The 16,453-nt window shown below is 53.7% G+C and carries 22 protein-coding genes and 1 riboswitch; of the genes, 14 read left to right on the top strand and 8 right to left on the bottom strand.

What is annotated here, in order from left to right; genetic code table 11:
• Window positions 1-75 precede the first annotated feature (75 nt).
• The 3 genes from AC27IT_RS14660 to AC27IT_RS14670 form a co-directional block, all read right to left on the bottom strand.
• On the bottom strand, window positions 76-1,440 hold the full coding sequence (locus tag AC27IT_RS14660; protein ID WP_005827636.1) for a sensor histidine kinase: 1,365 nt from the start codon (window positions 1,438-1,440) through the stop codon (window positions 76-78).
• The gene (locus AC27IT_RS14665; protein ID WP_005827638.1) at window positions 1,441-2,160 is read right to left on the bottom strand and encodes a response regulator transcription factor; all 720 of its coding nucleotides are present in this window, start codon (window positions 2,158-2,160) and stop codon (window positions 1,441-1,443) included. It abuts the gene before it with no gap.
• Window positions 2,161-2,380: 220 nt separating this feature from the next.
• Entirely contained in the window at window positions 2,381-2,902 is a 522-nt protein-coding gene (locus tag AC27IT_RS14670; RefSeq protein ID WP_007777201.1) for a C40 family peptidase, read from the bottom strand.
• 4 nt (window positions 2,903-2,906) lie between these two features.
• A riboswitch (cyclic di-AMP (ydaO/yuaA leader) is annotated at window positions 2,907-3,044 on the bottom strand.
• A 309-nt stretch (window positions 3,045-3,353) separates the two neighbouring features.
• Here AC27IT_RS14670 and AC27IT_RS14675 point away from each other — a divergent pair.
• From AC27IT_RS14675 to prpE, 7 genes are all read left to right on the top strand, one after another.
• Entirely contained in the window at window positions 3,354-3,758 is a 405-nt protein-coding gene (locus AC27IT_RS14675; RefSeq protein ID WP_005827643.1) for a LiaF transmembrane domain-containing protein, read from the top strand.
• Window positions 3,759-3,823: 65 nt separating this feature from the next.
• Window positions 3,824-4,519 carry a PspA/IM30 family protein gene (locus tag AC27IT_RS14680; RefSeq protein WP_005827645.1) on the top strand — a complete coding sequence of 232 codons (696 nt, stop codon included), beginning with the start codon at window positions 3,824-3,826 and terminating at the stop codon, window positions 4,517-4,519.
• Window positions 4,520-4,611: 92 nt separating this feature from the next.
• The gene (locus AC27IT_RS14685; protein WP_283858762.1) at window positions 4,612-5,190 is read left to right on the top strand and encodes a class I SAM-dependent methyltransferase; all 579 of its coding nucleotides are present in this window, start codon (window positions 4,612-4,614) and stop codon (window positions 5,188-5,190) included.
• A gap of 14 nt (window positions 5,191-5,204) precedes the next feature.
• Window positions 5,205-6,092, top strand: a complete 888-nt coding sequence (gene liaF, locus AC27IT_RS14690) for a cell wall-active antibiotics response protein LiaF (protein ID WP_005827649.1) — start codon at window positions 5,205-5,207, stop codon at window positions 6,090-6,092.
• 13 nt (window positions 6,093-6,105) lie between these two features.
• Entirely contained in the window at window positions 6,106-7,254 is a 1,149-nt protein-coding gene (locus AC27IT_RS14695; RefSeq protein ID WP_283858763.1) for a HAMP domain-containing sensor histidine kinase, read from the top strand.
• Between the two features lie 7 nt (window positions 7,255-7,261).
• On the top strand, window positions 7,262-7,891 hold the full coding sequence (locus AC27IT_RS14700; protein ID WP_005827653.1) for a response regulator: 630 nt from the start codon (window positions 7,262-7,264) through the stop codon (window positions 7,889-7,891).
• A 109-nt stretch (window positions 7,892-8,000) separates the two neighbouring features.
• Entirely contained in the window at window positions 8,001-8,822 is an 822-nt protein-coding gene (prpE, locus tag AC27IT_RS14705) for a bis(5'-nucleosyl)-tetraphosphatase PrpE (RefSeq protein ID WP_005827655.1), read from the top strand.
• On the opposite strand, the gene AC27IT_RS14710 is transcribed toward prpE, so the two are convergent.
• Together AC27IT_RS14710 and AC27IT_RS14715 are read right to left on the bottom strand one after the other, a co-directional pair.
• Window positions 8,807-9,100, bottom strand: a complete 294-nt coding sequence (locus AC27IT_RS14710; protein ID WP_487091874.1) for a hypothetical protein — start codon at window positions 9,098-9,100, stop codon at window positions 8,807-8,809. The genes prpE and AC27IT_RS14710 overlap by 16 nt on opposite strands.
• A gap of 19 nt (window positions 9,101-9,119) precedes the next feature.
• Window positions 9,120-9,935: an N-acetylmuramoyl-L-alanine amidase family protein gene (locus AC27IT_RS14715; protein ID WP_025845491.1), complete on the bottom strand. Its 816-nt coding sequence runs from the start codon at window positions 9,933-9,935 to the stop codon at window positions 9,120-9,122.
• A 152-nt stretch (window positions 9,936-10,087) separates the two neighbouring features.
• On the opposite strand from AC27IT_RS14715, the gene AC27IT_RS14720 reads away from it, so the two are divergent.
• Together AC27IT_RS14720 and AC27IT_RS14725 are read left to right on the top strand one after the other, a co-directional pair.
• Window positions 10,088-10,318: a YneF family protein gene (locus AC27IT_RS14720; protein ID WP_005827661.1), complete on the top strand. Its 231-nt coding sequence runs from the start codon at window positions 10,088-10,090 to the stop codon at window positions 10,316-10,318.
• An 18-nt stretch (window positions 10,319-10,336) separates the two neighbouring features.
• Complete coding sequence (locus AC27IT_RS14725; RefSeq protein WP_005827663.1) at window positions 10,337-10,522, top strand: hypothetical protein; 186 nt, start codon at window positions 10,337-10,339, stop codon at window positions 10,520-10,522.
• 135 nt (window positions 10,523-10,657) lie between these two features.
• Here the strand turns inward: AC27IT_RS14725 and AC27IT_RS14730 are convergent, their stop codons facing one another.
• The gene (locus AC27IT_RS14730; RefSeq protein WP_005827665.1) at window positions 10,658-11,428 is read right to left on the bottom strand and encodes a TSUP family transporter; all 771 of its coding nucleotides are present in this window, start codon (window positions 11,426-11,428) and stop codon (window positions 10,658-10,660) included.
• Window positions 11,429-11,620: 192 nt separating this feature from the next.
• On the opposite strand from AC27IT_RS14730, the gene AC27IT_RS14735 reads away from it, so the two are divergent.
• The 4 genes from AC27IT_RS14735 (at window position 11,621) to AC27IT_RS14750 (ending at window position 14,186) form a co-directional block, all read left to right on the top strand.
• Entirely contained in the window at window positions 11,621-12,229 is a 609-nt protein-coding gene (locus AC27IT_RS14735; protein WP_005827667.1) for a superoxide dismutase, read from the top strand.
• A gap of 227 nt (window positions 12,230-12,456) precedes the next feature.
• On the top strand, window positions 12,457-13,251 hold the full coding sequence (locus AC27IT_RS14740; protein ID WP_025845494.1) for a dioxygenase family protein: 795 nt from the start codon (window positions 12,457-12,459) through the stop codon (window positions 13,249-13,251).
• 158 nt (window positions 13,252-13,409) lie between these two features.
• Complete coding sequence (locus AC27IT_RS14745; RefSeq protein WP_005827671.1) at window positions 13,410-13,700, top strand: sigma-70 family RNA polymerase sigma factor family protein; 291 nt, start codon at window positions 13,410-13,412, stop codon at window positions 13,698-13,700.
• A gap of 39 nt (window positions 13,701-13,739) precedes the next feature.
• Entirely contained in the window at window positions 13,740-14,186 is a 447-nt protein-coding gene (locus AC27IT_RS14750; protein WP_025845496.1) for a carboxymuconolactone decarboxylase family protein, read from the top strand.
• Window positions 14,187-14,283: 97 nt separating this feature from the next.
• On the opposite strand, the gene AC27IT_RS14755 is transcribed toward AC27IT_RS14750, so the two are convergent.
• Window positions 14,284-14,829: a pyridoxamine 5'-phosphate oxidase family protein gene (locus AC27IT_RS14755; RefSeq protein WP_005827675.1), complete on the bottom strand. Its 546-nt coding sequence runs from the start codon at window positions 14,827-14,829 to the stop codon at window positions 14,284-14,286.
• 162 nt (window positions 14,830-14,991) lie between these two features.
• Complete coding sequence (locus AC27IT_RS14760; protein WP_025845497.1) at window positions 14,992-15,987, bottom strand: metal-dependent hydrolase; 996 nt, start codon at window positions 15,985-15,987, stop codon at window positions 14,992-14,994.
• Between the two features lie 156 nt (window positions 15,988-16,143).
• On the opposite strand from AC27IT_RS14760, the gene AC27IT_RS14765 reads away from it, so the two are divergent.
• Window positions 16,144-16,437, top strand: a complete 294-nt coding sequence (locus AC27IT_RS14765; RefSeq protein WP_005827679.1) for an MFS transporter — start codon at window positions 16,144-16,146, stop codon at window positions 16,435-16,437.
• The last annotated feature ends 16 nt before the right edge of the window (window positions 16,438-16,453 follow it).

A 16,453-nucleotide genomic window follows, 5' to 3' on the forward strand; every position in this document is an offset into this window, starting at 1 on the left:
AAGCAACATGCTTACAAGAAATACTTTAGCAGAGAAATATAAAAAATAAATTAACTGCTAATAAATCTATATAAACTAACTGTGATAAAAGGGAATGGTGAAGGAGAAGCTGCTTCCTATTCCCTGTTCGCTGTTTACCGTGAGTTCTCCGCCGTGGCGGCGCACGATGCTCTGGCAGATGGTCAGCCCAAGCCCTGTGCCGCCGTTGTTGCGGTTGCGGGACTTCTCTGCGCGGTAAAACTTGTTGAAGATTTTGGGCAAATCCTCGGCTGCGATTCCTTCCCCTTTGTCTATGACGGAAAACAGCACGTGGCCTTCCCGCTGGTCGCATGTAACCAAAATCGAGCCATTCGGCTTGTTGTAGTGAATCGCGTTGTTCAGCAAGTTTTCCATGACGCGACGCAGCTTTGTTTCATCGGCTTCGATGTGCAGCTCATTGGATACGCGCAACTTCCATTGAAACGTCAGGCCGGCTTCCTTTACCCGCGCCAAATAGTCCTCGATAATTCCTTTCAAAAATCCTTTCACGTGAATGCGGCTAATGTTGAGCCGCACCTCCGTACTTTGCACCGTGAAGTCCTGCAACTCGTCCAGCAGCTTTTCCAGATCGCTCGTCTTCACTTCGATTTTGCCCATTTGCTTCTGAATCCGCGTCAGGTCCGTGACCCGCCCGGAGCCGATGTAGGAGGCGTAGCCTTTGATCGTGGTCAGCGGCGTGCGAAAATCATGGGCGATGGAGGCGATCATTTCCGACTGTCTCTCTTCGGAAAAGCGCAGCTCGTCGACCATGTCGCCAAAGTAGCGAAAAAGCTGTCCGAACTCGTCGTGCGAGCGGTACGTAAACGTCACAAGCCGTTTGCCCTCGCGAATTTCCTGCGTGACGCGGGCCAGCTCATTGACCGGGCGCAAAATCCAGCGGAGGAACAGGGCGAGCAGCAGCAGGCCGACGAGGACGAGGCTTCCGTAAATAAACCAGAGCATCATGGAGACTCCGGTTGTAGCCATCATGTCGTAATCGTCCGTGTAGAAGTAGACGACGATCTCTCCCGCACGGGGAGGCTCCTGCTGAAAATGGTACTCTGCCACGACTTTCAGGTCGCTTTTCGTGGTGGAAGGGAGGGACAGCTTCAAGGAGTAGGCTTGTGACGGCCTGTGGTAAATCGTGTTGCCGCTCGCGTCCTTCACGACCATCCGGTACATGACGTCTTCCGGCAACTGCTTCTCCAGTTCCTGGCGCTCGATCGGGTCCTTGAAGTTGCTGGAGCGCAGTAGTTGGTTGAGCCGGACCTTTTCTGCCGCATCCTTTTCCGCCTGGTACTGGTTGTGACGGTCGTTTTTCAACTGGTCGATGATGATGTCCTGGAAGACAAATTTGAACAGCAGGATGTTGAGGGTAATCAAGGCGATAAAGGAGAGAAAAAGCTTGTTGCGAAGACTCATCTACAGTTTCTCCCCGATGAATACGTAGCCTGTCCCCCATTGTGTTTTGATGAATTGTCGTTCTGTTTCCAGCTTCTCGCGCAAGTTTTTGATGTGGACCGTCACGGTGTTGAGGGAGCCGTAGCCGTACCCCCAGACGCGGTCGTAAATTTGTTCCCGCGTGAACACGATCCCGGCATTTTCGGCGAGGAACGTCAGTAGTTGAAACTCTTTTGTGGACAGCTCAATCTTCTGGCCGTTGACGTAGACAGAGTACGTTTCCTTGTGGATCTCCAAGTCCTTGAACTTCAGGACGGTGATCGGGGAGCTGGGCGTCTCTTTTTCCGGCTGCTCCTCGGTATGCTTGCGAATGCGCTCGTAGCGTCGCAGATGAGCGCGGATGCGAGCCAGCAGCTCTTCGGTGTCAAACGGCTTCGTAATGTAGTCATCGGCGCCGATTTCGAAGCCGACGACTTTGTCGACCGCCTTGCTTTTCGCGCTGAGAAACAGGATCGGCAAATCCCATTCGCGGCGAATTTGCGAGCACAGCTCGTAGCCGCTCATATTCGGCATCATGATATCGAGCAAAATGAGGTTGGGCCGCTCGCCCTGGCTCAGAAGAGCAAGCGCATCCTCGCCATTTTCCGCCGAGGAAACCTGGAAGCCTTCGTTTTCCAAAATATCTTCAAGCAGTTCAATAATCTCCTGGTTGTCATCAACGATCAAAATGTGATCTTTCACCGGAATTACCCCCAGTTACTTCTAATATAATAGGTGGATGAGGTGCTATGGCACAAAGAACTAATCCTGTCTATCATAACATGCTTTCACATGATAAGGGCAAGTATCCGTCCATTCATGCATCTTTACTTATAGGTAGGGGCACCTCTTTAGACCTGGTCCTAAATTTCGTCAGAAAAAGCCAGAGACGCAATGTCCCTGGCTCTTATTTTTTGCCGAACTACTTCTTTTGTGCTTGATTTTCCGACAACGATGCAGCTTGCACCGCGTTTTCCTTTTTCGGAGCTGCCGCTTCCAGAACAGGTGTGCTGATGCGCTTGGCGCCAACATAACGCTTGCTCCAGTAGTACGGGTCGTTCAACTTGGTGTTGACGACGCCGCGGCCAGATTCCGAATGCACGAATGTGCCATTCCCGATGTAGATGCCTACGTGTGAGATGCTTCGTCCGTTTGTATTGAAGAACACAAGATCTCCAGGCTGCAAGTCTTTCTTGGCAACCTCTGTCCCCAGTTCGTATTGGGCGGCAGAATTGTGAGGCAGGTCTACACCTAACGCATCAAATACGTAGCGTGTGAAACCGGAGCAGTCAAAGCCCTTTTTGGACGTACCGGATGATTTGTAAGGGACGCCATACAGTTCGCTGACCACGTCTTCGAGTGTTGCACCCTCGGCCGCGTGTGCAGCGCCGGCTCCCATAGCCAGCATTCCGGCCATAAGTAAAGACAGTACCACCTTGCGCAAAAGAAACTGCTCCTTTCGTGAGCCTACGAAGTTAGCTGAAGGGTTCGGTCGAAAGGACGCCCTAGATTGCCAACATGCAATCATTCACCCCAAAAAACTGGTTCCCCCGTTTCCGACATGCGGAATTCGGCTATTTTCGATGTTTTTTTACACGCACTTTACGAAGATTCTACGCTTTTCCCGTTTTCCCTCTTTTGTAACCGCTTGTTCACCTTTTTGTCACAAAATTTTGTCTGATGCTGTAACGATTTGCTTCGACAATGCAAGCGCCGGGTCGAGAAAAGGGCAGGAGCAGGCTCGTCCGATTATGGCAGGAAATGCTCTCCGTCCAAGGACGGAGGGAAAAACCAACCGCACGCCCGTTATGGGGAGCCTATGCGGGGGGCTACAATAAGGCCATAAGGTTCAACAAGCACCACACACGCAAAAGATGATAGGAGGTAAGCGAGCAATGAGTGAACGGTCTGGAAAGGTTTTGCTCGGGCTAGTTCTCTTGCTGATCGGCGGGTTGGTTCTCCTGGATCAAGTAGGAATCGACTTTGGTGATCTGATCGGGCTTTTGATTCCGGCGATCATCATGCTGTACGGCGCTCGAAAAATCATGGGACAATCCGGTTCGCGTTTTTGGGGAATCGTGATCTTCCTGTTCGGGTTCCTGATGCTGATCGGCAAGCTCCATCTGCTGTTTCACGGCTTACTGGCCATTGGTGTGATTTATCTGGGGTATCGCTTACTGCGCCCCGGCCATGTCCCCAAAGAAGCGCCGCCAGCCTGGGAACGTCAGTGGGCACAAAAAGTATTAAAAGAAGACACGCTGGACGCGTGGGAAAGAGAAATGACCCGCCGCCAGCCATAAGCAGCCATGTCGCGAGAGCTTTTGGATGAAATGACACGATGTGATATGATGAGGAGGAATTGAAAATGAGTATTTTCAAACGTTTGCGTGACCTGACAGTAGCTTCGGTAAATGACGCCCTGGATTCGATGGAAGATCCGGTAGTTATGCTGAATCAATACATGCGGGATATGGAAGTGGAAATCGGACAGGTCGAAGTGGCTGTCGCCCGCCAGGTAGCATTGGAAAAGAAATTCCGCCAGCAACTGGACGAAGCGAACGCTTTGATCGAAAAGCGCGACCGTCAAGTAAAGCTCGCGTTGACAGAAGGGGAAGACGAGCTTGCCCGCCGCGCTCTTGCGGACAAAAAGCAGTATGAAGCTCGTGCAGCCGAGTACGAAACACTCTATCTGGCAGCTTCCGAGGCCGCTACGCAAATGCGTGAAAAGCTGGCCGAACTGAAGGAAGAGTTCTATAAAATGCGCGCAAAAAAATTCACGCTGATGGCACGGGCACAAGTAGCCCGCACGCAAAAGCAGGTGAATCATGCGGTAGCAGGGATTGGCAATCAGTCCGCAGGCCGCGGGTTCGCTCGTATGGAAGAAAAAGTGATGCGTATGGAGGCGGAGGCACAAATGAGCGGCCAATGGCGCCAAACGAACCTCGCCTGGGAGAGCGCGTTGTCTGACCTGGAAAAAGACGATCTGGATGCGGAGCTTGCCAGCATCAAGGCGTCGTTGAAGGAGAAAAAACCAGCGTCCGCCCAGCCGGAACAATCTTGATTGGACAGGAACTGGGGGATTGGTTGTAGAATAGAGTGTGTCAATCAGGCAGCCTGTATAGCAGGCTGCTTTTCCCCTAGGAGGTACGATTCTTGGCAGACTTCATGGTCTTTTTGCGAAGGTTCATCGCTGAGCCTGGACGTGTAGGCAGCGTGATCCCCAGCTCTCGGTATTTATGTGAGCGAATGTTGAGCCACGTCAATTGGGCTTCAACAGATGTCATTCTTGAGCTGGGACCTGGCACGGGCGCTTTTACCCAAACCATTTATCAAAAAATCAATCCTGGTACCGACTATGTGCTTGTGGAGCGTGACAGCCAGTTTCGATCCATCCTTCAATCACGCTTTCCTGATCTTCCTGTCAGGGAAGAAGCGACGAGACTCGGACAATATTTGGAGGAGCTGGAGCTTGGCAAGGCAGATGTCATTATTTCCGGCCTGCCGTTTGCCAATTTTCCGCAAGAGTTGCGAACAGCGATCCTGGACGAAGTGCAAAAGGTATTGAAACCAGGCGGTCTGTTCATTACATTCCAATATTCGCTACAACTCCAGGCTGAGCTGCAGGCGCGTTTTTCCTTGGTAGAGACAGACTTCACCTTGCTGAATATCCCACCTGCATTCATTTATACATGTCGTAACGGACAAAGTGAAAAAGATCGGCATGGGGCGTAAGAGAGGAGACTTTTGTGAAACTGTCCCGCTTGCACACAATGTTGGCCGGCGTCCTGATTATTTTGACAGGAATCGGCCTTTTATTAGACAGTTTGCATATTATTTCGTTCGGTCTGTTTGACCTGTGGCCCATGGTGCTCGTCTACTTCGGCGTTCGCCTGTGGGGACAGAACAAGCGGATTGGCGGCGGCATTCTGTTTTGTTTAGGATTCATTATCGCGCTGGATATGTGGTTTGGCATCGGCGTGGACGATTTGTTTCAACTCGCTGTGCCTGTCCTGTTTATTTATTTTGGCTTTCGATTGATTCGCGGCAAGACCAAAGAAAGAGGAAATCGTCCGCCCCTTCCGCCGTTTTCAGCTCCGGATGAGACGCCAGCTTCCGCCATGGGCGGCGGGAGTCAAACGGCTCAGCCGAGCGGGATTCGCCAGGAAGCTGCCCAATGGCTGGACAGCTTGAACAAATGGAAGCCTTCACGCGGCAAGCTGCCTGAGCAGGAGGGAGAATCTGCCTACCGTGAACGGATTTTGCCCAAAGATTCTCGCAGCTCGCTGATCGGGGATTACCATCTGACCTCGGGACGTTTTGAACTGAGCGCCCTGCATGTGTGGCACGGGATCGGGGATGTGGTCATAGACCTGTCCCGCGCGGTGCTGATGCAGGATGAAGCGGTGCTGGTTGTGGAAGGCTGGGTGGGGGATGTCACGATATACGTTCCCGTCGATCTCCCGGTTTCTGTCAACGCAGAGCTGAGTCTGGGCGATCTGGAAGTGCTGAGCCACCGTCAGGGCGGAATCAACCGCAGCGTCATGATTCGCTCCGATCAATACGAAGAGGCGGCTCAAAAAGTGAATGTGCATATCTCGCTGCTCGTCGGCGATATAAAAGTCAAGTACATCTAGGAGGTACTGGCGGATGCGTCGACAGCGATTAGCGAGTATTCAGTGGCAATATGTGCGCTACGGCGTCCTGCTTGCCGGAAGTGCAGTGGTCGTTTCGTTTATTTGTTTCTTTTGGCTCTATTTTGTGTGGAAAGATATGCCGGAGGTTCATCGCTGGTACAACAGCCTGATTGGCGATCCGAAGGTCGTTTTGTGGATGGAAGATTACTTGGGAGTGACCTTGCCCGCGCAGCCTGACGGGCTGGTGCAACTGGCGGCGTTTGTCGTGTCGCTTCCGGTCGGTGTGCTGGTGGCGCTGATTATCTCCTACATCGTCGGGAACCTGCTCAAGAAAAGGCTCAGCGTGTTGTGGGAAGCCGCCATGAAGCTCGGGCGGGGGATGCTCTCCTACCGCGTGCCGGATTTGGGCGTCGATGAAGTCGGCGAGCTGGGCTGGCAGTTGAATCGGCTGGCCTCGCAGTGGGAGGAGCAGGTCGCGTCCTTGCAGCGTCTGTCCAATCACAATGCGGCCCTGGCAGAGCAGGTCAAGCAGGCAGCCGTCACCGAGGAGCGGCAGCGCTTGGCACGCGAGCTGCACGATGCGGTCAGTCAGCAGTTGTTTGCGATCGCCATGACGACGGCAGCGATGCGGCGGCTGGTGGAGAAAAATCCGCAGCGCGCCGCCCAGCAGATTGAGCTGGTGGAAGAAATGGCAGCGGCCGCCCAGGCGGAGATGCGGGCATTGCTCTTGCATCTTCGCCCCGCCACGCTGCAAAACAAGTCGCTGAAAGAAGCGATCTTGGAACTTTTGGATGAACTGGAACGTAAAAATACGATGGAGCTGACGTGGGAGATTGAAGACGTCGAAGGCTTGCCGAGCGGCATTGAGGATCATCTGTTCCGGATTTTGCAGGAGTCGTTGTCCAATACGCTGCGGCATGCCAAAGCCAGGCAGATTGCGGTCAAGCTGTTTACCTTGCAGGAGCAGGTGCGGCTCAGGGTAACCGATGACGGCGTCGGCTTTGATCCGGATGGAGAAAAAATGACGTCGTACGGCCTGCGCAGCATGCAGGAGCGGGTGGCCGAGGTAGGCGGCTCGATGGAGATTTATTCAGCGATCGGCAAGGGGACGCAAATCGAGGTGCGGATTCCCTTGATGTCACAGCCGGAACGGGAAGGGTGAAATTTCTGTGATTCGCGTATTACTGGTAGACGATCATGAGATGGTGCGGATGGGGCTGGCTGCTTACTTGTCAACCGAGGATGATATCGAGGTGGTGGCAGAAGCGGGCAGCGGAGAAGAAGGAGTGCGGATGGCGGTAGAGCTGCGACCGGATGTCGTGCTCATGGATCTGGTCATGGAGGGCATTGGCGGTGTGGAAGCGACCCGGCGCATTCGTGAAGCTTGTCCAGCGAGCAAAGTCATCGTCCTCACCAGCTTTATCGACGACGAAAAAGTATATCCGGTCATCGAAGCGGGGGCCTTCAGTTACTTGCTCAAGACTTCGCGTGCGGCCGAAATCGCCAAGGCGATCCGCTCGGCTGCAGCAGGAGAGCCTGTACTGGAGTCGCGAGTGGCAGGAAAAATCATGGCCCGTTTCCGGCACGGACAGGAATCGCACCCGCACGAGCAGTTGACCCCGCGCGAGCTTGAAGTTTTAAAGCTGATCGGCCAGGGCAAGTCCAACCAGGAAATTGCCGACGAGCTGATTATCGGGATCAAAACGGTAAAGACGCACGTCAGCAATATCCTCGCCAAGCTGAATGTCGAGGACCGCACACAGGCGGCCATTTACGTGCACACGCATAATCTTGGCTAACAGCGTGAAAAAAGCGAAAATGCTCCTCGTTATGAGGGGCTTTTTTGAGTTTTTTTTGCGGATGTGGTAAAGATAGTAAGTAACAGATTGGGAAAGGAGGGGACGGGCTATGAGGCACAAACCTCAGACACGCTCCAAGGTGCTTTCGGCGGACAATGGCGTGGACATTATCGGAGATGTTCACGGCTGTTACGACGAGTTTATGGAATTGATCCAGCGTCTGGGGTACGAACGGAGCCAGGACGGCACCTATCGTCACCCCCAGGGCCGAAAGCTCCTTTCCCTCGGAGACATTACAAGTCGCGGGCCGTACTCCATCAAGATGCTGCAATTTTTCCACCTCCACGTCACAGCCGGGCTGGCGGAGATGGTCGACAGCAATCACGGCTGGAAAATCGCCCGCTGGCTGGACGGAAGACCTGTTACACTGGCACATGGCGATGAAAAGGTGGAGGAGGAGCTGCGGCTCTACCAGCAAGAGTTCGGGCCGAAAAAAGCGTCTCTTTTGCGGGAGCAGAGTCGGCGCCTCTTGTTCTCCTCGCCATCGCACATGATGATTCGCCGCCATGACAAGCTGGAAGCCGTTGCCGTGCACGCAGGCATTAAGGATGACTACATCGGCATGGAATCGCCGGCTGTCTATACGTTTTGCCGTTACGGGGACGTAGCCGGGACCGGGCCTGATGGCCGTCCGATTCGCCGGGAGTGGGCCAAGGAACGAAAAGTGACAAGCCCGATTATCGTCTGGGGACACGATCCCCACCCGGAGCCGAAACGAAAAAACGGCACAATCAACATCGACCAAGGGTGCGTGTTTGGCGGAATGCTGACCGCCTATCGCTTTCCGGAGGACGAGGTGTTGAGTGTGCCGGCCAAGAAAAATTATTCAGGTCTGGCAGATACGCCGCTGACGCGCTATACGGCGGATTGAGAATCGTTTTTCTGGTTTTTTCTGTTGCTGACTTGCTCGATCGTATTCTTCGCGGACGAGTGAATACCGACACTGGCCAAGCCCGCTGTTACGCCTTCCATCAGCGCTGTTTTCCAGTCAAAGCCCGACGAGTACAGCCATTGGTTGACCATGTACAGCCCGACAATCAAGACAACGGCTACCCAACTGCGCAGCTTTTTGGGGATGCGAAGCACATCAGACAAGGTAGCGGTGCCTGCCAGGGCAAAGGCGATGATTAAGCCGAGATCGAAGCCCACGGGACACTGCCTCCATTTCTTATTTTTTCAATAGCTCATACAGGCGCTTCAAGATGATCGCCTCCGCCCAGAGCGGCAAAGGCTTGTCAGCCTGGCTGCGCCAATCTTCGTTGGTCAAAAGACCCTGGTCAAACATCCAGTCGATTGCTTCCTGTTTCCAATCTGGCAACGTTCCTCCACCTCCGTTTCCTGGGCTGGGAGTAGTCGTTGGCGACGGCGTGGGAGCGGGAGTAGGGGCTGGAGTCGGAGCGGGGGTCGGAGCAGGGGTTGGTGTGGCCGGAGGACGGTAAGGCAGCTTGGCGTATTCGCAAAAAGCGCGGACGACCGCTTCGGCGAGCCGTTTCCAATCCCTGGCGAGCTTGTCGGCGTCCAGCGGGTTGTCGGCGAAGCCGTACTCAATAATCACGGTTTCGACGCTGCCGGTTTCCCTGTGCATGTAGTAGTAGTCCCGGTTGGAATTGTTCGGGAGCGTCCGGGTGAAAATCCGGCGATTGGGCATTCCCTCCGCTTCCAGCTCCTCCTGGATTATGCGGGGAAAGGCGGCGGAGCCATAGATCGAGTAGATGACCTCGGAGCCTCGGCCGCCACCTGCGTTGATATGGTTGGATATGCAGTAGCGCGCGCCGCTGTTTCGCACAAGAGTCGTCCGTGCATCGCTGGAAAGCGTAGTATCGTTTGTTCGCGTCATCGCGACCGGAATGTTCAGTTCCTTGAAGCGATTGAACTGATACAAAGAAATTTGCAGAGTCATATCTTTTTCGAGAAACTGGGCGTTGTTGCCGCCGCCAGGATCGACTCCACCGTGCCCGGCGTCCACAATCAGGATAGGAGCCATTTGTGCATCACCTCTTGCCATTAGGATATGCTTGGAATGGCCGAGATGGCTTGGGGCAGTCTCACCAATTTCGCGGGTTGCAATGTACAGAATGCCCATCTATGGTACAATAAAAGAGTTCGTAACTACGCAAAGAGGATGGTAATGTATTGATGGCTTGGTACAACTGGGTAATCCCGATCGTTACACTGTTACTCGGCCTCGTGGGCGGTTTTGCCGGAGGCACTTATTACTTGAAAAAACAAATGTCCAACATGCAGATGGACGAAAAACAACTGCAAGCCATGGCCCGTTCTATGGGGATGAACCTCAATCAAAAGCAGCTCAAACAAATGAGCCGTACCATGAAAAATATGAAAATGCCAAATAAATTCGGGAAGTAGTGCGGAGGGGGTGTCGTTATGGGACCGACCCGTCTGCGTTACACGATGATCGGTTTTATTGCAGGTGTATTGGTCGTGTATTTAAAAGATCTGCCGATGGGGGAAGGGACCCGATTCGCAGCACCTTTTTACGGAGCGGGCATTGGTCTTCTCATCGACGGCATCATATTGCGCATGAAGCAACGAAAAGGGAAAGAAGAGTAGGGGAGCTTGGCTTTGGCCAGGCTTTTTATTTTTGGCATGACAAAGCCGGATCGCCATACGGCAATCCGGCTAAACTTGCGGGAGGAAACTGCCCGCGGTCGCTCATTCTTGAGCATGCCTCGATAGCGGTTTTGCTTATTGGGTAAAAATCAGCTCGTAGATCATTTTCGTAATCAAGGTGATCGAGACGATCAAAAACAGCGGCCGGACGTAGCGAACCCCGGTTTTGATAGCGACCTTGGCGCCGATGCTCGCGCCGAGCAGCATGGCGATCCCCATGACAAGCCCGGTCAGGAAAATGACCTTGCCCTCCAGACAGAAGACGAACAGCGCAGAGAGGTTGCTGGCCAGATTCAAAATCCGCCCGTTTCCTGCCGCGATCACGAAGTCATAGCCGAACAGCAGCACCATCAAAAAAACGAAAAAAGAACCGGTGCCCGGTCCGAAGAAGCCGTCGTAAAATCCGATCAAAAAGGTAAAAGGAATGCCGATGCCAAGGGTAAACTTGGTCATCCCTTTGTAGTTGGAGTCTTGCCCGAACCGTTTGTTGAACAAGGTATAGACAAAAATCAGCGCCATCATCACGATGACGAGCACCTTCAACAGCTCCTGGGGAACGAACAGCACCGTCTTTGCTCCGAAATAAGCGCCTACGAGCGAAACCGGGAAAAGAATGAACATCAGTTTCTTGTCGTATTTGCCCGAGCGGATAAAAGTGAAGGAGCTGGTCGCAGAAGAGATCGTGCCTGCGAGCTTGTTGGTGCCGAGCGCCAGATAGGGAGGCAGGCCGAGACCGAGCAGCGCAGGCAGGGAGATAAGACCGCCGCCGCCGACCGTGCTGTCGATGAAAGCGGCGACAAATCCGAAGAATGCGAGAAACAATACCGTGAGTAAGTCCATTTCCATTGAAATCACCTGATTCTCTAAGTATGTAATAAACCAAGTCTAGCACTCTCCTTTTTGATTGCAAGTTGGAAATGTTTAAAAAGAATTGCTAGATTAATATACTTTGCATACCGATTTGTTGTAAAAGTAGTTGTCTTGCAGTATAATAAGGTCGTAGCTTGACCCATACATATTTTGAGGAGGAATGTTACAATGGCACATCAACTTCCTGCATTGCCTTACGCACATGACGCACTGGAACCTCATATCGACGCGCAAACCATGGAAATCCACCACGGACGCCACCATGCTACTTATGTGAACAACTTGAACGCAGCTCTGGAAGCTCATCCTGACCTGCAACAAAAAAGCGTGGAAGAGCTGATTAGCAACCTGGACGCTCTGCCTGAGTCGATCCGCACTGCTGTTCGCAACAACGGTGGTGGACATGCTAACCACACTCTGTTCTGGGAAATCCTCAGCCCGAACGGCGGCGGCGCACCAACTGGCGAACTGGCTGACGCGATCAACGCGGCTTTTGGCAGCTTCGACAACTTCAAGGCTGAATTTGCAAAAGCAGCAACTACTCGCTTCGGTTCCGGCTGGGCTTGGCTGACTGCTGAAGGCGGCAAAGTGGCAATCACCTCCACTCCTAACCAAGACAGCCCGATCATGGAAGGCAAAACACCTATCCTCGGCCTGGACGTTTGGGAGCATGCTTACTACCTGCGCTACCAAAACAAACGCCCTGACTACATCAGCGCGTTCTGGAACGTAGTAAACTGGGATGAAGTAAGCAAACGCTTTGCTGCTGCGAAGTAATCTTGGTTTTTGAGCAATCATAAAGGGCTTGTCGCATCTGTATGGGCGACAAGCCTTTTTTATCGTGTCAAAAAAGCGCAATGCTGCCGTAGGGGTTAGTGCATCAGCGCAGCGCCTCGGGCGGGCCGTGCTTTATTTTTTCCAGAGGATAGTCAGGCGAACAAAGATCGGTTATAATACTTACGAAAAGTAACCTGGTTTTAAAAATATAGAGGAGAGTGTTTCTCATGATGCCATCTTTGTTCGTTGCACATGGCGCTCCACTGCTTGCGATTGAAAACAATTCCTATACACAAGCGTTGCAACAACTGTCCAGCCAACTGCCGCGCCGCCCGCGCGCGATCGTGATGTTTTCCGCTCACTGGGAAGCTTTTGACCAGATGGTGGGGACGATGGAGACGTTTCCGACGATTCACGACTTTGGCGGCTTTCCGCAAGAGCTGTACGAGATTCAGTACCCGGCAAAAGGCGACGAAGCTATCGCGCAAGAGACAGTGCAACTGCTGCGCGACGCAGGCGTGCCTGTCGGCTTGAACACGACAAGAGGGCTTGACCACGGCCACTGGGTCGTGCTGCGCCATATATTCCCGCAAGCGGATGTGCCTGTCGTGGCTCTGTCCGTCAACCCGAATCTGACGGTTGTGCAGCAGTACGCGATCGGCAAAGCGCTCAGCCCTCTGCGGCAAAAAGACGTGCTGATTGTCGGTTCTGGCGGCACGATTCACAACTTTTCCTACCTGAATATGCGCGAAACGTCGGAAGGCGCCTTCGACTGGGCCTTGCAGTTCGAAGAGTGGCTGCAGCAGACGCTGACCGGCTGGAAGGTCGATGAGTTGGCGCGCTATCGCGAGCTTGCGCCGCATGCGGAAAAAGCGGTCCCGGTCTACGGCAGCGAGCATTTTGTGCCGCTCGTTTACGCGATGGGAGCAGCAGACGACGAGCGAGCGGCGCAGCGGCTGCACATGAGCTTTCGCTACGGCAGCCTGAGCCATACGATCTGGCAGTTTGGTCATGCCGAATAAATGAGTGCGAGCATCGAGCAAGTTTACATGGAGTACAAGGGCTTGCTGTTTTCGCTCGCCTACCGGATGACGGGCTCTGCGGCAGAGGACATCGTACAGGAAACGTTTGCGGCGCTGGCCGGGGCAGACCTCAGCGAAATCCGGCACGTGAAAAGCTATTGGTGCACACTGCGCCCGATTTTTCCGGCAGACGGGTGGCGTCGTTCTGGCTGGGCATCTGGCCGAGATGGGCGAATCATTCCGCGATGGAAATTCGCTCCATCAATGGGCAGGATGGCATCGCGGTCTTTTCGCAAGGCGAGCTGAAAATAATCGTACAGATCAGTCTGAACCAGCAGGAAGACCGGATCGAACGGATGTACCTGATCGTCAATCCGGACAAATTGGCGCATCTGCAAAAAATAAATGGCGGCAATCGGTCACAAACGGGGGAGGTCGCTCGTCTTTGAGACTGAAAGGTCAAATTCGAGTGGAGAGGGAAGATGAACATGCAAGCGAGATTCAACTACCACCAAGCCAACCCCCAGGCGTACCAAGCCATGCTGCAGCTTGAAAAATTCGTGAACGAGAGCGGGCTCGACAAGAAGCTGGTCGAGCTGATTAAAATTCGCGCTTCGCAAATCAACGGCTGCGCCTTTTGTCTGGATATGCATACGCAGGATGCGCGCAAGCTCGGCGAGACGGAGCAGCGCATTTACCTGCTGAACGCCTGGCGCGAAGCCGCTGTCTATACCGATGCGGAACGTGCGGTTCTGGCCTTGACCGAGGCGGTGACGCAGATCGCGCAAAATGGCGTTTCCGATGCCCTCTACGAGCAAGTGCGAAAGCATTTTGACGAGAGCCAGTACGTCGCGCTGATTATGGCGATCAACACGATCAATAGCTGGAACCGGCTTGCGATTACTACAGGCATGTCTGCTCCGTACAACCGCTAAAGCAGGCGTCTGGCTTGTCAGGTGACCACCGAAGCGAAAACGACACGTTCCCACGTAAGGGGCGTGTCGTTTTGCTTTGCTTATGCTTTCAGCCGTGCTACACGTCCATCTCCACTTTTCGCCCCGGATAAAATTGCTTTTCTTCGGCCAGCGGATTGCCCTTGGCTGTAAGCGTCTCCGGCGTGATGCGGAAGATGGCGGTCGCGCTGCCCACGGACGAGCGGTATTTGAGCACATGTTGCAAAGGCAGCGGCTCGGAAAAGTAGCCCGGCACGTATTTGTCCAGCAGCGCCTGCATCGCCTCGCGCATTTCGGATGGCTCCTGCACGCGTTCAATCGTCCCCGCCAAAAAGACGCTCATGTACGCCGTATCCACATGGGCAGGCACAGGCGAGGCAATCGTGCCGTACTCTTCGCAGACGCTGAAGCATACCCGGCTGTTGGCGTTTATCATCTCGACCTTGCGACCGGAGTCCGCGCCGTGAAAGTAAATACAGCCGTTCCACCAGGCGAAATTGAGCGGCAACACATACGGCTCGCGCTCATTGGACAGCCCGAGATGGCCGACCTTGGCCTGCTGCAAAAACTGTGCGATCTGTTCCTGGTCCGTAATCGTGCGTTTGGAATAGCGAATCGGTATCATGTAAAGTCCTCCCGTCTGACAGCTCAACGTTTTTTGGGTGTAGCCTGATCGTAGTCGGTTTTTGACTTGGGAAAAAGGTGCAATTTTCATCAAGTTGAGCAGGTCAGATGCAAAAAAACCGCCCTTTTCCCAAAAGAGCGGTTGGCGGTCTTGTCTTGCGGGCTACCCGAGCTGGCGCTTGGAGTCGAGCTTTTTGGCGAGCTGTTCCTCTCCGCGGTGAATCCAGCCGACGAAGGAGTCCCGGATATTCAATTCGTAGTCGAGATGGACAACGGCGACGAACATGTAGTGGCTTTTTCCTTGAAAACGGGAGCGGTAGCGCAGGTCAATCCATTTTACCTCGTAGCCGAAGGGGCGTTCCTTCGTTTCTACGTGAACGTGGTGCGTGAAGGCGAGGAAGGACTGGACCTTGAAGCTTTTTTTGGCAGCGGCGATCACTTCGTTTTCAGGCTTGATGGAGAAAGTGTCCAAAATCGCCACGTCGCCGGAGTGCACTTCGCCCACGTACCAGTGCTGCTCGGTTTTGGCGACAAACGTCCAGTGCGTCCAGGAAAGGGTAGGGATGATCGTGTACATGCCAGGCTTGCCGATGCGCGCGCGAACAAGCTCTGTCGTCCGCTTTTGCACCTGGCAGCGCCAGTAGTAGTACATGGCGATCACGAGGTAAATCAAGAGAAAGCTTCGCCCGGGGTGAGCGCCCGCTGCCCAGAGCATGAAGCCGACGAGATGAGCGGCAAAAATGAACGGGTCAAAAATGAAAATGGCGTTGAGGGCGACCCATTTGTCGCGAAACGGATACAAGCCCTTTGTGCCATAGGAATTGAACAAATCGACGAAGACGTGCAGGCAGACGGCCAGAAAGATCCAGCCCAGCAGATGCAGCCAGGAGGTCTGCGGCATCAATGCCTGAATGAGCCCAAAAATGGCTCCTGTCCATAAAAACAAGGCCGGTACAGAGTGAGAAACGCCCCGATGGTTGCGTATATAGGCAGCCGTGCCGCGGAGGCGGACCAACCCATCCAGATCGGGTGCTTGCGAACCGATGACCGTGCCGATCATAACGGCAGCCGCAAGCGAGGGAGAAGAAGCTACGACAGGATCGAGGTAGGCGAGCCCGGCCAATCCGAAGCCCATGGCAAAGTGTGTGGCAGTATCCATGGAATCGTTGTCTTCCTCCTTTCCTTCCAGGCTGTTGTTATTGTTTATTATAGCGTGTGAGGCGACATAATTCCCTCCTCCGCTGAAAAAAATTGTGAGCTTGTTCCCGCTTTTGCAAAAAGGGTATGATGAATAGATCAAGGAGGGACATGTCGCATGCTAACCGTGTTTATCGAATACAAGCTGCAATCGGAAAAACGCGATCAGGCTCTGCGGCTGCTCGCATCCATGGCTGAGAGCATGGAGGCGTTGGGGGCGCGCCAGTACCGCTGTATGGAAGGACTGGATCAGCCGGGCTTGTTTGTCGAAGCCTTTGAAGTTGAGACTGTGCACGAATACGAACAGATCAAGGCACACCGCTTGGCAGACCGCGCGTTTTGCGACTGTGTAGCGGGCGGAGCGGACAAGCTGCACGTTTGGGCGTTTCGTCCAGCCGCGTTACCACAATAAAAGGAGCAGACGACGA

The sequence above is a fragment of the Brevibacillus sp. YAE8 genome (assembly GCF_057543335.1).